Origin of the sequence: Kaistia terrae (assembly GCF_026344005.1) — a bacterium.
Classification (GTDB): Bacteria; Pseudomonadota; Alphaproteobacteria; order Rhizobiales; family Kaistiaceae; genus Kaistia; species Kaistia terrae.
The window spans coordinates 942,143-955,030 of record NZ_JAPKNH010000001.1; the positions used below are offsets into that span (position 1 = coordinate 942,143).

The following is a 12,888-nucleotide window of genomic DNA, read 5'->3' on the forward strand; positions in this document are numbered from 1 at the left end:
CCGCAACTCTCCAGGAATTCGAACCAGATTCAGGAGGAATGAGCGTTGGAAAGCCAGGCGTCCGCCTCGTCGCGCTCTTCCGGCGTATTCAGATTGAGGAAAGGGTCAGGGCCCTTGAGTGGCAGTTCGAAGGTGATGACGGTAAAGCCACAGGAAGCAAGGAAGGCCCGCACGCCCTGGCTTCTAGCCGTCTGACGCCACTCCTGCAACGTGTCCGCGAGGGCTACTGGCCAAAGGCCGACGACAGGATGGTCGCGCTCGCCGGATGCCGCGATGGCGATGCGCGGTTGGCCGCTTCGGCCGGCGTCGAGGCGCGCGACCAGATCAGCCGGGAAAAAGGGCGTGTCGATCGGGATGGTGGCGACGAATTCCGGCCGCGTGGGCAGCGTCTCGGCCCAGCGCAAGCCGGCAAGGACGCCCGCCAACGGTCCGGTATCCGCCCGGTCGTCGGCGAGAACCGGCACGCGATAGGCATCGAATCGGGCCGGGTTACCATTGGCGTTGATGGCCAGCGCATCGACCTGCGGGGCTAGCCGTTCGATCGCGTGTTCGATGAGAGGTCGGCCGCCAAGGCGAACAAATGCCTTCTCGCTGCCCATGCGTTGCGAATTACCTCCGGCGAGGATCAGTCCAGCGATCGTCATCGGCTCCATTTTCGGTTGAGGAGCATGAAGGCCCCGCCTGCGACTATCCCCCAGAATGCCGCGCCGACACCGAAAAAGGAAAGGCCGGAAGCTGCCGTAACAAACGTCACGATTGCCGCATCTCTGTGCGCTGCGACGGCGATGGCGCCTGCCAGCGCGCCGCCAAAGGCGCCAAACAGCGCCAGTCCGGTCGCTGCCTGGATCAGAACCGGCGGCGCGACGGTAACCAGGGCAGCGGCAAGCGTCGCGCCGAGGCCAAGGAACAGATAGGCGATGCCTCCGGTAAACGAGGCAATCCAACGCCGCGCGGGATCGGGATGCGCATCCGGCCCGGCGCACATCGCCGCCGTGATCGCCGCGAAGTTGAGCGTGTGGCCGCCAAACGGCGCGGCGAGAATGCTGACGATGCCCGTACCGACAAACACCGGCCCGACCGGCGGCTCATAGCCATTGGCTCGCATGACCGCGATGCCGGGCAGGTTCTGGGACGCCATGGTGACGATGAAGAGAGGGATGGCCAGTGAGATCAGGCCCTGCAAGGTAAAGCTCGGCATGACGAAGACGACGTCGGGCATGGCGTGGTCGATTGCCAGGCCGCCGGGCGGCAGCGTCCAGATGATCAGCGCTACCGCGGTGGCGACCGCGGCCGGAACGGCCCAGATCCGCCGGATCCGGCCGACAAATGCCCATACCAGAACGACGGGGAGGGCGAGTTCCGGTTCCAGACCGACCGCCTTGGCCGGCGCAAGGCAGAGGCTGAGCAGGATGCCGGCCAGCATGGCGCTTGCCAGCACAGGCGGGATCGCCGAGACGATGCGGCCGAATGGCTTGATCAGGCCGGCCGCGATGATCAGAACACCGGTGAGGATGAAGGCGCCGACCGCCGCTGGAAAGCCGCCCTGGATCAGGCCAGTGGCGGCAAACAGTACCGAGCCGGGCGTCGACCAGGCGATGGTGATCGGGATGCGGTAGCGCCAGCTCATGACGATCGCCAACAAGCCCTGCGCGATGCAGATTGCCAGCAGGCCGGAGGCGGCTTGCGCCTGGGTTGCACCGACGGCAACAAACCCTTGCAGAACAACGGTAAACACGCCCGCGAACCCGACAAAGGCTGCGATGATGCCGGCGATGATCGGCTGCACTAGCCCAGCCGGGCGGCTCGAGAACTCAACGTCGCCGGCGCGTTTCGCCGCGTCGAGAGTAGAGGTCCGCGCCTCGGTTGGCATGTTCATGGTCGGGATCCAGATTGCGTTTGTGGGTCGAATTGTTAAATTGGATCCAATCGACAGGCAAGAGCAGCGCTTCGGCTTTTCGCGCGGGGGAATCGAATATGACGGATAGGTTGCTGCAATTGGTCGAAGCCGCCGCGCCGCGTTTTCGCACGGCGACCGAATATGTCGAGGCGACGCTTCGCCAGGCAATCCTTTCGGGGACCATCGCGCCGGGCACGCCCTTGCGACAGGAGGAACTGGCCGCGACCTTCAAGGTCAGTCGAATGCCGATTCGTGAGGCTTTACGGCAGCTTGAGGCGCAGGCGCTGGTCGACTTCGAGCCGCATCGCGGTGCTGTCGTCGTGCAGATCACCTGGCTCGACGCGATGGACAATTACGTCATCCGCGCCGCCCTCGAACCGCAAACGCTGCGCCATTCCATCCCGAACCTGACCGAGGACGACTTTGTCATTGCCGAGGAGATCCTGGCAGAGATCGATCAGGAGCAAGACCCCGGCCGGATGGGCGAATTGAACCGACGCTTCCACATGACACTTTATGCCCAAGCCGGCCTGCCACGCTTGATTGCGCTGACGGAGCAACATCTTGCGACAGCCGATCGCTACCTCCGCTTTCACCTGGCGGCAGTCGGCGACATGGGGCAGGACGAGCATCGCGAGATGTTGGCCGCCTGCCGCGCTCGCGACGAAAACCGCGCTGTCGAGGCGCTGGCGCGCCATCACAACCGCGCCAGCGCGGCGATGAAAGCCTTTTTCGAGGGGCGAAAGTCCGGATAGAGCCGTAAGAGTTCCAGCCACCTCGATGCAAGTTTGGCTGCGGAACTAACGGGTCGAGCTCACCTATCCCTTGAAGCAATGCTCGCGGTGCCATTGCAGGAAATGAGGGTGAGGCCGCTCGCGTTTATGCATGAACGGGGGCGTACAGGCTCGTCCGGTCGGATTGATGAACGCTCTCACACTATCGATATCGTTGACCTGGCGCGAAATGAGGACTTCTAGATCGTCGCTGAGGCTGATGAGCCCGCGGTCAAACATCCAATGCGCCGTGCCGGAAAGGGCAATCCCGTTGCTGACGATGTCGGGGCCATTTGCTTCAACCGGTCGGATATGCGCCGCATCCACTTCCGCCCGACCTCCACCATTTATCAGCTTCAGCCCGGTGATCGCGCAGCGTTTGTCATAGGCTCCAAGGATCAGCCGCCGGAATGCTCTATCTCGAGCGATGCGGGAAGTGACAAGTGTCACGCGTTCGCGCGTTTCGTCGAATATAAAGGGTGCCTGACCGCTGTGAATGTCCGAGAATTCCAGCGCATTCCCAATGCGCGGCAATTCAGCCTCGCTGTCGTCGAGCCCCAACATAACGATGCGGTTGAAATCGGTCGCCGAGAGCGGCCGGACCGCAGATTGGGCACGACCCGATATGCGTCCCAGTTCGTTGAGCACACCAAGTTCGACGAGTCCGTCAGGGCCTTTGAAAGGTACCGGATTGACGAAATCGAGATAGCTGCCCGGCTCGATCATGGCGATATGCATGCCGGGCTGCGATATGTCGGGTATGACGGAATGGATCATTGCTACAGCAAAATAGCCGCGTGTTTCGCGAACTTTGCTGGGCTCATAATAAACAATCCAGTCACCGATACAGGCTTGAACACGCCGTAAATACTGCCCAGGGAACTGATACCGCTCCGCTGGACTGTCATCGTAGATTGAATCTGAGCGATGAATGAAGACCCCGAATCCCATACACTCTGTATAGCGCGCTCCTTATCGCTGTACACGCGCTGATTCGCTCGACCCATGTTCAGTCGCCCCATCTCCATGGATGACCTTCTGTCGTAGTCACTCCGAGTTGGTCGCCTGCGGCTTCATCCGCGACTTCGCTGTCGCGGGATGGTATGAGCGAAACTCGTGTGCCACCCGTCATCCGCGCAGTCCTTTCAAGGGGCCAGTCTAGCAATGCCGTCCATGAACAAAGCCAGAGCGGTATGGGATCCTGCTGTTTGCTCTCAGTCCATTGGTGGTCTCCAAGGCATCAGCCCGCCCTGCGTCGTTCGCTCCAACCAGCGGATTGGTTCGTGATCGATCCTGTTTCGACCTCCCTCGCGCTTGCCAACATGGGCTGGTCCGATTTCTTCGCCGACCAGGTCGAGGGCGACGATCTCGACCTCGTGCCGATGCGGATCGCGACGGTGCATAGGGCGCGGATGAGTGCCTTCTCGGTCGATGGCCCCGTCCGGATGATGCTGCCGCCCCACACCAACACCGGCGACTACGCGGTGGGCGATTGGGTGCTGGTCGAGCGCGGGACAAACTGGCTCCGCCGCCGGCTCGAAAGACGCACGCTGTTGCAGCGCCGGGTCGAGGGCGGCACCGCACCGCAATTGACCGCCGCGAATGTCGACACGCTGTTCATCGTCACCTCCTGCAATGCTGATTTCAACGTTGCCAGGCTGGAGCGCTATCTGGCGCTCGCCAACCAGGCCGGGACGCGCCCGGTGATCATCCTGACCAAGGCCGACACGGTCGAGGATTCGCAATCCTATGCGGCCCAGGTGGCGACGCTGCAGCGTGGGATCGATTGCGTGACGCTGGATGGGCGCAGCGGCGAGGCGGCGGCAGCGCTGGCGCCCTGGTGTGGGTCAGGGCAGACGGTGGCGCTGATCGGTTCTTCCGGCGTCGGCAAGTCGACGCTGCTGAACACGCTGGCCGGACCCGATCAGGACGCGCCGCAGGTCACCGGCGGTATTCGCGAGAGCGACGCCAAGGGCCGTCACACCACGACCTCGCGCTCGCTGCACCGGATTGCCGGCGGTGGCTGGGTGATCGATACGCCCGGCATGCGGACGCTGCATGTCAGTGACTCGGCCGAGGGCATCGATCAGCTGTTCGCCGAAATCACCGAACTGGCGCCAAACTGCCGGTTTCGCGATTGTACGCATGAGCACGAGCCCGGTTGCGCGGTTCAGGCAGCGGTCAAGGCCGGGACGCTCGATCCGGAGCGCCTAAACCGCTGGCGAAAACTGCAGGACGAAAACCGCGCCAAGACGCCGGTTCTGAAAGGGCCGAGGGGCAACAAGCGGTGATCCGGAAGACAGGGGCGCTCGCCTTCGTCATCCCGGCAAGCGGATTGGATCTCTGCCGCAAGTAGCCGGCCGGTCTCGTTGTTGTAACGAACTTTTGTGAGAACGATGCGGCCGAGCGTTTGAGCTTGGCATCGAGGTCTAGTATCGTCCGCGCGTCGTGCGAAAAGCTACTCCTGCAGTAGTCCGAATATTTCATACGTCTGCCATATCGAATTTCAAGGCTGATTTGTCGTCGCAGTGATGTTTTCGCTTTGCGGAGTCACGTCATGATTTCACGAAAACTGTTTTCACTCCTTATGATTTCGTCCGGCCTTTGTATTGCCTCGGCCCATGCGCAGACGATCAACGGAACGCCGGGAGCGCCGAGCGCGACACAGACCATCGACGGGCGCTATATTCCGAGCCCGCCGCTGCCGTTCGGCGGCGTCATCAATCTCGACGCGGCGAACTCGAAGCCGTTCTGGCCGCCGACCGTGGTGCCGCCGGCAGGCGCGCCCAATGTTCTGCTGATCATGACCGATGATGCCGGCTATGGCGTCTCCGGCACGTTTGGCGGCGTTATTCCGACGCCGGCTCTCGACCGGGTCGCCAATGCCGGCCTTCGCTATACGACGTTCAACTCGACGGCGCTGTGCTCGCCGACGCGCGCAGCCCTGATCACCGGCCGCAACCATCACTCGGTCGGCTTCGGCGTCATCACCGAGCAATCGACCGGCTTCCCCGGCTACGATTCCGTCATAGGGCCGGAAAACGCCACTGTCGGCGAAATCCTCAAGGAAAACGGCTTTGCGACGTCCTGGTTCGGCAAGGAGCACAATACGCCGAGCTTCCAGTACAGCCTCTCCGGTCCGTTCAACCAATGGCCGGTCGGCATGGGCTTCGAATATTTCTACGGCTTCATGGGCGGCGAGACCAACCAGTGGACGCCCTATCTCTTCCAGAACACCACCCAGGTTTTCCCGTGGATCGGCAAGCCCGGTTACAATCTGACGACCGACCTCGCCGACAACGCGATCGACTATCTGCGGCAGACCAATGCCGGGGCGCCGGACAAGCCCTTCTTCCTCTATTTCGTGCCGGGCGGCACCCACGCGCCGCACCAGCCGACGCCCGAATGGATTGCGAAGTTCAAGGGCAAGTTCGACATGGGCTGGAACGCCATGCGCGACCAGATCTTCGCCAATCAGAAGCGGCTTGGCGTGATCCCGGCCAATACGGCGCTGACGCCCTGGCCGGACAGCCTGCCGAAATGGGACACGCTCGCGCCCGACGACAAGAAGATGTTCGCCCGCCAGGCCGAGGTCTACGCCGCCTATGTCGCTTACACCGATCACGAGATCGGCCGCGTCATCCAGGAGGTGGAGGACCAGGGCAAGCTCGATAACACGCTGATCATCTACATCGAGGGCGACAATGGCACGAGCGCCGAGGGTTCGACCCTCGGAACGCCGTTCGATCTCGCCGCCATCCAGGGCATCGACATTCCGGTCAAGGACCAGTTGCCGTTCTATGATGTCTGGGGCTCCGACAAGACGACGCCGCACATGTCTGTCGCATGGTCCTGGGCTTTCGATACGCCGTTCAAATGGACCAAGCAGATCGCCTCGCATTTCGGCGGCACGCGGCAGGGCATGGCGATGGCCTGGCCGGCGCGCATCAAGGATGCCGGCGGGATCCGCCATCAGTTCCACCACATGATCGACATCGTGCCGACAATCCTGGAAGCGACGGGTATCCAGGCGCCGGTATCCGTCAATGGCATCCAGCAGCGGCCGATCGAGGGCGTCAGCATGGCCTATAGCTGGGACAAGGCGAACACCGACGCGCCCTCCGCCCGGACGACGCAGTATTTCGAGATGTTCGGCGATCGCGCCATCTATCACGATGGCTGGATCGCCTCGACCAGGCCGCCGCAGCCGCCTTGGCTGCTGGGCCTGGCGAAAATGCCGGACGTGATCGGCGGCTATGATTGGGAGCTTTACAACCTCGCCGAGGACTATTCGCAAAACAACGATCTCGCCGCTGCCAACCCGCAGAAGCTGCAGGAACTCAAGGATCTGTTCCTCGTCGAGGCTGCGAAATACAACGTCTTCCCGCTCGACAACTCGATCGTTCAGAGGTTGCTGGCGCCGCGCCCGTCCGCGACGGCGGGGCGGAACAGCTTTGTGTACGCCAGTCGTTTCTCCGGCCTTCCGGCCAGCGCCTCGCCCGATCTGCTGACCCGGTCCTACACCATCGAGGCGGATGTCGAGATCCCCGATGCCGGAGCGGAGGGCATGCTCGCCACGCTGGGCGGTCACTTCGGTGGTTATGGCCTCTATCTGCTCAAGGGCAAGCCGGTGTTCGCCTACAACCTGCTGGCGCTCGATCACTTCCGCTGGGAAGGCAAGGATGCGCTGACGCCCGGCAAGCATAGGATCGGGTTCGAATTCACCTATGACGGCCCCGGGCCGGGCAAGGGCGGGACGGGTGTCCTGAAGGTCGACGACAACGAGGTCGACCGCCAGCAGATCCCGCATACCACGCCGTTCCTGATGACGATCGACGAGACCTTCGATGTCGGCGTCGACACGCGCACCTCCGTGAACGAGGCGGACTATCAGGTCCCCTTCGCCTTCACCGGCAAGCTGGACAAGATCACCTTCAAGCTGGGCCCGACGCAGTTGAGTGCCAACGAACAGGCCGCGTCGCGAACCAAGCTGGCGCGGGCGAGAGACTAGGCGAGGGGCGGGCGTACATGCTCGCCCCCGGGCACCTCGACCTCTGACACAATTGTGGGTGGGGACCGCAAGCCACATAGGAGTGTCAAATGGGCCGACGCACGGAGAATGCGCCGGCCACCCTGCTCGACATCGCTTTAAGCCCGTTTGGCTTGCTTCGCCTCGTTGAGCGCGATTGCTGCCTTGACCAGCGCTTTGAAGGCGGCGGCGTCGATCGTTTCGCCTTCACGAATGTCTATGGCCCGACGTGTGCCGCCGCCAAAGCCGGCGTTGAACAGCCCTGTGGGATCGTCAAGCGCGGCACCGTGCGCGAAAGTCAGTTTGACGTAGGTCTTGTAGACCTCGCCCGTACAGAGGATCCCGGCATGCTCCCAGGTCGGCACGCCTGAGGGGTTCGTTGGCTTGACCCACTTCACCGCCTCGACCACGTCGGGATCTGCCGCACGGATCAGTTCGCGCATCCGCGCCAGCACCTCGCCGCGCCAGTCGCCAAGAGAAGCGAGCTTCGCGTCGATCCGGCTGGACGGCAAATCTGGATCGCTCATGCATCCTCCCCGATGATCTTCCTGCCGATCCCCAAAGGATCGCGGAATTCCTTGGTACGCAGAAGTAGGCGCAGCAAAATTTGCCCTCAGGCCGTGCTTCCTTCGAGACGGCTCGCTGCGCAAGCCTCCTCAGGATGTTGGAAATCGAGACCTGCACTACCGACATTCGGGTTGTGCGCAGGTCTCCCATGAGCGGCGCATCAGGGCGTGCCGGCGCGTCAGCCGCGCCGCGCGGCCTCGATGGCGGCGACGTCGATCTTCTTCATCTCCATCATGGCTTCAAATGCGCGCTTGGCCTCGGCGCCGCCGGCTGCCATCGCCTCGGTCAGCACGCGCGGCGTGATCTGCCAGGAGATGCCCCACTTGTCCTTGCACCAGCCGCACATGCTTTCCTGGCCGCCATTGCCGACGATGGCGTTCCAGTAGCGATCGGTCTCCTGCTGATCGTCTGTCGCGATCTGGAACGAGAAGGCTTCACTGTGCTGGAATGCCGTCCCGCCATTGAGGCCGAGGCAGGGGATGCCGGCGACCGTGAAGTCAACCGTCAGGACGTCGCCAGCCTTGCCGGAAGGATAATCGCTGGGAGCCTTGTGAACGGCATGGACCGCGCTGTCTGGAAATGTCTCGGCATAGAAGCGGGCGGCCGCTTCGGCATCCTTGTCGTACCACACGCAGATCGTGTTCTTGGCGATCACCATGGCTTGTCCTTTCGCATCTGAAGGCCAATTCCGGTTCAACTTCGCAACAAGGCTAGAATGCGCGCTTGCCGTGTGGCGTTCCGCTGGCTGCGCTCGAAAAAATATAGCGGGCAGGGGGCTGCCCGCTAATTGGCCAGATCTGGCGCTGGTTCAAGGCTGCGTCATGCGCCGGCGCGAAGCCTCACGCCAGATACTCCTTGAACCAGTCGATCGTGCGCTGCCAGGCGAGGTCGGCGGCTTCCTTGTCGTAGCGGGGCGTCGAGTCGTTGTGAAAGCCGTGGTTGGCGCCGGGATAGATGTAGCCCGCATAGGTCTTGCCATTGGCTTTCAGCGCGGCCTCATAGGCCGGCCAGCCCTCGTTGATGCGGGTGTCCAGTTCGCCATATTGCAGCAGGATCGGCGCCTGGATCTTCGGCACGTCCTCGACCTTGGGCTGGCGGCCATAGAAGCCGACGGCGGCGCCGAGTTCGGGATAGGCGACCGCCGCCGCGCTGGCGACGCCGCCGCCATAGCAGAAGCCGACAATGCCGACCTTGCCGGTCGTGCGCTCGTCCTTCATCAGGAACTCGATGGCCGCGAAGAAGTCGTTCATCAGCTTCGTCGGGTCGACCTGTTGTTGCAGCTCGCGGCCCTTTTCATCATTGCCGGGATAGCCGCCTTTCGAGGTCAAGCCGTCCGGCGCCAGTGCGATGAAGCCGGCCTTGGCGACGCGGCGCGCGACATCCTCGATATAGGGATTGAGGCCACGGTTCTCGTGCACGACGACGACGGCCGGCAATTTGCCCTCGACCTTGGCAGGACGAACGAGATAGCCGCGCACTTCGCCATGGCCGTTGGGCGACGGGTAGGTGATGTATTCGGCGACGATGTCCGGATCGGTGAACTGTACCTGCTGGGCCAGCGCGTAATCAGGCGACATCGAGCTCAGCAGCGCCGCGGCTGTGACGCCGGCAACGGCGAACTTTGCCGCACGGTCGAGGAACTCGCGCTTCGTGATCCGTCCATGTGCGTAATAGTCGTAGAGTTCGAGCAGTTCCTGCGGGAAGTCCTTGGCGGTCAGGCGGGTCATGGCGCGTCTTTCTTCCAACTTGAATGGGTCTTACCGATCGCGGATGGCGGGGATGATAGTGGCTGACGAGCCGCTGTCGACCGTCAATCCTGCGCGAAGCCCTCAAGGTTGCGCGGAGCGGTTGTACAGGGGGTGTTGGGGGCGCAATCGCGGGCGCGGCGGAGAGCCGCTCCCGTCACGCGATGTTTTCCTTGGCGGACCGGCGCTAGCGCTCTATCTCGAGGCTGCCTCGCGAACGCCGGATGTTCGCGTTTCGGCCGCCGTGCCGGCGGGACGGAGGCGAAGTCGGGCGGCCAAGCAGATGGGGTTGGTGTGAGAGCAAGGACCAGAGGCGCGGCATGACGCAGGATCCGCGAAGCGGAACGCGCATGCGCGCCGTTCTGCATGCCAGTCGCCGCGCCGGCTACGTCGCGCTCGGCTTTGCCTTCGTGGCGCTCGGCATCATCGGGGCGTTCCTGCCGGTCATGCCGACGACCGTGTTTCTCATCCTCGCCGCCTGGAGCTTTGGCCGGTCCTCGCCCCGGCTGGAGGCGTGGATGCTGAACCATCCCAAATTTGGCGGCGTGATCCGCGATTGGCGCGAGCATGGCGCGGTGCCGCGCCGGGTGAAATACCTGGCCTGCGGCGGCATGGCGTTCGGCTATGCGGTATTCTGGTTGTCGGCCCATCCGTCCTGGTGGCTGGGGGCGCTGGTCGCCCTCGGAATGCTCGCCTGCGCCATCTGGATTTCGACGCGGCCGGAACGGGAAGCAAGCCCGCCAGCCCTGCCCGAATAGGATTTTGTATCAGCCATGGGGCAGCGCGGGGCCGCCCCATGGCGCGTTCGTCAGGCCGCGAGGCCTCGGGTCAGATCCATCGCCTGCCGTTCGAACAGCCTGCGATAGATGCCGTCCTCGGTGCGGACGAGCTCTTCATGCGTGCCTTCTTCCGCGATGCGGCCACGGTCGAAGACCAGCAGGCGGTCGAGCGCGCGCACCGTCGACAGGCGGTGGGCGATGACGATCGCCGTGCGGCCTTCCATCAGCCGCTCCATCGCCTCCTGGATCAACGCCTCGGATTCCGAATCGAGGCTCGATGTCGCCTCGTCGAGGATCAGGATCGGCGCGTCGGCCAGGAAGGCGCGGGCCAGCGCCACGCGCTGGCGCTCGCCACCCGACAGCTTGACGCCGCGCTCACCGACCAGCGTGGCATAGCCCTGCGGCAGGCGCTGGACAAAGTCATGCGCGTTGGCAAGCTTCGCCGCCTCGATGATCTCGGCCATGGATGCGCCGGGGCGGGCATAGGCGATGTTGTCCGCCAGCGAGCGGTGGAACAGGATCGGCTCCTGCTGGACGATCGCGATCTCGCCGCGCAGCGAGGACTGCGTGACATGGGCGATGTCCTGCCCGTCGATGACGATGCGGCCATCCGTGACGTCGTAGAGACGCTGGATCAGCTTGACGAACGTCGTCTTGCCGGAACCGGAATGGCCGACCAGGCCGATCTTCTCGCCCGCCTTAATGGTGACGTCGAAATCCTTGTAGAGCGGCGTTTCGTGGCCGGCATAATGGAAGGTGACGTCGTCGAAGCGGATTTCGCCAGCGCCGACGACCATCGGCACGGCATTAGCCTTGTCCTCGATGCCAAGCGGCTGGGCATGCAGGGCGACCAGTTCCTCCATGTCGTTGACCGAGCGCTGCAGGTTGCGGATATGCACGCCGACATCGCGCAGATAACCCTGCAGCAGGAAGAAGGCCGTCAGCACGAAGGTGACGTCGCCCGGCGTCGCCTGGCCATGCCACCAGAGCAGCAGCACGGTGCCGATGATCGCGCCGCGCAGCAGAACGAGCAGAATGCCCTGCGCCGTGCCGTTATTGGTGCCGCGGATCCAGGTACGCGAGGTGCGGGCGCGCCATTTGGCGACGACGCGCGACAGGCGGTTGTCCTCGCGCTTCTCCGCGCCGAACGCTTTCACGACGGCATTGCAGGAGACCGCATCGGCGAGCGCGCCGCCGAGCTTGGTGTCCCACTGGTTGGCGAGGCTGGCGGCCGGCGCGACGTAGAACAGCGACAGCGACACGGCAATGGCAATGTAGAGCACCGAGCCGACAGCCACGATCAGGCCCATCACCGGCCAGTAGGAGCCGAGCAGGATGGTCGAGCCGATCAGCATCACCACCGAGGGCAGCAGGGCCAGCAGCAGCGTGTCGTTCAGCAGGTCGAGCGCCCACATGCCGCGCGTGATCTTGCGCACGGTCGAGCCGGCAAACGCATTGGCGTGCCAGTTGGTCGAGAAGCGCTGGACGCGGTGGAAGGCTTCGCCGGCGATATCCGTCATCATGTTCAGCGTCAGCCGGATGATGGCGAGGAAGGCGCAATGGCGCAGCGCCATCATGCCGACGCCGAGCGCCATCAGCGCGCCAAACGCATGCAGCGCCGCCGAGAGGGCCTCGTCGCGGTTCGTGATGCCACCGGCGATGGCGTCAACGAGGCGGCCGGCATAGAGCGGCAGCAGCACGTCGGCCATGGTGGAGACCAGCACGGTCAACGCGATGCCGACGATCAGCAGCGGCTGCTTGCGCCAATGGGCGAAGGTGAAGCCCAGCACGTTGGAAAAGGCGTCGGCCCGCCATCGGATACGAAAGCGGGGGAATTTGAATCGAGTCATGGTGACAATCCGGATGCGTCAATGACGCCGATCCGGTCCCTGAAAAAGGAGAAATAGGACTGCGAGCCGACGCGCAATCGGGGCGCGGAGGCTCGCGGCTAAACAGGTTGTTGTCGAAAGGGCGGGTTCTCAGAGAGCCGCGGAATGGAACCGGGGCGATGCCCGCGGAACGTCCGAATTAGCTGCGGGGAAAACCCGAAACCGGCTTTACCGGGGCGACGATCATATGCAGCGATGCCATGCAAATC

General features: G+C 63.5%; 11 protein-coding genes. 4 read left to right on the forward strand and 7 right to left on the reverse strand.

The genetic code is table 11. The features are described from left to right. Positions 1 to 29: 29 nt before the first annotated feature. A complete protein-coding gene (gene mobA / locus OSH12_RS04360; RefSeq protein WP_266342255.1) occupies positions 30 to 644 on the reverse strand; it encodes a molybdenum cofactor guanylyltransferase MobA in 615 nt (204 codons plus the stop codon). Continuing rightward, complete coding sequence (locus OSH12_RS04365; protein WP_380224321.1) at positions 641 to 1,870, reverse strand: benzoate/H(+) symporter BenE family transporter; 1,230 nt, start codon at positions 1,868 to 1,870, stop codon at positions 641 to 643. The genes mobA and OSH12_RS04365 overlap by 4 nt, the downstream gene beginning before the upstream one ends. A gap of 104 nt (positions 1,871 to 1,974) precedes the next feature. Here OSH12_RS04365 and OSH12_RS04370 point away from each other — a divergent pair, with 104 nt between their 5' ends. Then, a complete protein-coding gene (locus tag OSH12_RS04370; protein ID WP_266342257.1) occupies positions 1,975 to 2,652 on the forward strand; it encodes a GntR family transcriptional regulator in 678 nt (225 codons plus the stop codon). A 63-nt stretch (positions 2,653 to 2,715) separates the two neighbouring features. On the opposite strand, the gene OSH12_RS04375 is transcribed toward OSH12_RS04370, so the two are convergent. Further along, positions 2,716 to 3,621, reverse strand: coding sequence for an HNH endonuclease (locus OSH12_RS04375; protein WP_266342258.1), 906 nt, complete (start codon positions 3,619 to 3,621; stop codon positions 2,716 to 2,718). A gap of 371 nt (positions 3,622 to 3,992) precedes the next feature. On the opposite strand from OSH12_RS04375, the gene rsgA reads away from it, so the two are divergent. After that, positions 3,993 to 4,961 (forward strand): ribosome small subunit-dependent GTPase A, encoded by a 969-nt coding sequence (rsgA, locus tag OSH12_RS04380; protein WP_266342455.1) that lies wholly within the window; start codon positions 3,993 to 3,995, stop codon positions 4,959 to 4,961. 266 nt (positions 4,962 to 5,227) lie between these two features. After that, the gene (locus OSH12_RS04385) at positions 5,228 to 7,681 is read left to right on the forward strand and encodes an arylsulfatase (RefSeq protein ID WP_266342259.1); all 2,454 of its coding nucleotides are present in this window, start codon (positions 5,228 to 5,230) and stop codon (positions 7,679 to 7,681) included. Positions 7,682 to 7,818: 137 nt separating this feature from the next. Here the strand turns inward: OSH12_RS04385 and OSH12_RS04390 are convergent, their stop codons facing one another. The 3 genes from OSH12_RS04390 to yghX all read right to left on the reverse strand — a co-directional run bounded on the left by OSH12_RS04390 (position 7,819) and on the right by yghX (position 9,993). After that, a complete protein-coding gene (locus OSH12_RS04390; RefSeq protein ID WP_266342260.1) occupies positions 7,819 to 8,226 on the reverse strand; it encodes a DUF1801 domain-containing protein in 408 nt (135 codons plus the stop codon). 218 nt (positions 8,227 to 8,444) lie between these two features. Further along, positions 8,445 to 8,924 (reverse strand): VOC family protein, encoded by a 480-nt coding sequence (locus tag OSH12_RS04395; RefSeq protein WP_266342261.1) that lies wholly within the window; start codon positions 8,922 to 8,924, stop codon positions 8,445 to 8,447. Between the two features lie 181 nt (positions 8,925 to 9,105). Next, a complete protein-coding gene (yghX, locus tag OSH12_RS04400; protein WP_266342262.1) occupies positions 9,106 to 9,993 on the reverse strand; it encodes a YghX family hydrolase in 888 nt (295 codons plus the stop codon). Between the two features lie 368 nt (positions 9,994 to 10,361). Between yghX and OSH12_RS04405 the strand changes: the two genes are divergently transcribed. Further along, complete coding sequence (locus OSH12_RS04405; protein WP_266342263.1) at positions 10,362 to 10,769, forward strand: YbaN family protein; 408 nt, start codon at positions 10,362 to 10,364, stop codon at positions 10,767 to 10,769. A 50-nt stretch (positions 10,770 to 10,819) separates the two neighbouring features. Here OSH12_RS04405 and OSH12_RS04410 read toward each other — a convergent pair whose 3' ends face one another. After that, a complete protein-coding gene (locus tag OSH12_RS04410) occupies positions 10,820 to 12,640 on the reverse strand; it encodes an ABC transporter ATP-binding protein (RefSeq protein ID WP_266342264.1) in 1,821 nt (606 codons plus the stop codon). Positions 12,641 to 12,888: the final 248 nt, after the last annotated feature.

What these genes read in the sequence shown, in the direction of transcription:
- mobA (WP_266342255.1), bottom strand. Translation starts at nt 644, where the DNA reads ATGACGATCGCTGGACTGATCCTCGCCGGAGGTAATTCGCAACGCATG.
- OSH12_RS04365 (WP_380224321.1), bottom strand. Translation starts at nt 1,870, where the DNA reads ATGCCAACCGAGGCGCGGACCTCTACTCTCGACGCGGCGAAACGCGCC.
- OSH12_RS04370 (WP_266342257.1), top strand. Translation starts at nt 1,975, where the DNA reads ATGACGGATAGGTTGCTGCAATTGGTCGAAGCCGCCGCGCCGCGTTTT.
- OSH12_RS04375 (WP_266342258.1), bottom strand. Translation starts at nt 3,621, where the DNA reads ATGGGATTCGGGGTCTTCATTCATCGCTCAGATTCAATCTACGATGAC.
- rsgA (WP_266342455.1), top strand. Translation starts at nt 3,993, where the DNA reads ATGGGCTGGTCCGATTTCTTCGCCGACCAGGTCGAGGGCGACGATCTC.
- OSH12_RS04385 (WP_266342259.1), top strand. Translation starts at nt 5,228, where the DNA reads ATGATTTCACGAAAACTGTTTTCACTCCTTATGATTTCGTCCGGCCTT.
- OSH12_RS04390 (WP_266342260.1), bottom strand. Translation starts at nt 8,226, where the DNA reads ATGAGCGATCCAGATTTGCCGTCCAGCCGGATCGACGCGAAGCTCGCT.
- OSH12_RS04395 (WP_266342261.1), bottom strand. Translation starts at nt 8,924, where the DNA reads ATGGTGATCGCCAAGAACACGATCTGCGTGTGGTACGACAAGGATGCC.
- yghX (WP_266342262.1), bottom strand. Translation starts at nt 9,993, where the DNA reads ATGACCCGCCTGACCGCCAAGGACTTCCCGCAGGAACTGCTCGAACTC.
- OSH12_RS04405 (WP_266342263.1), top strand. Translation starts at nt 10,362, where the DNA reads ATGCGCGCCGTTCTGCATGCCAGTCGCCGCGCCGGCTACGTCGCGCTC.
- OSH12_RS04410 (WP_266342264.1), bottom strand. Translation starts at nt 12,640, where the DNA reads ATGACTCGATTCAAATTCCCCCGCTTTCGTATCCGATGGCGGGCCGAC.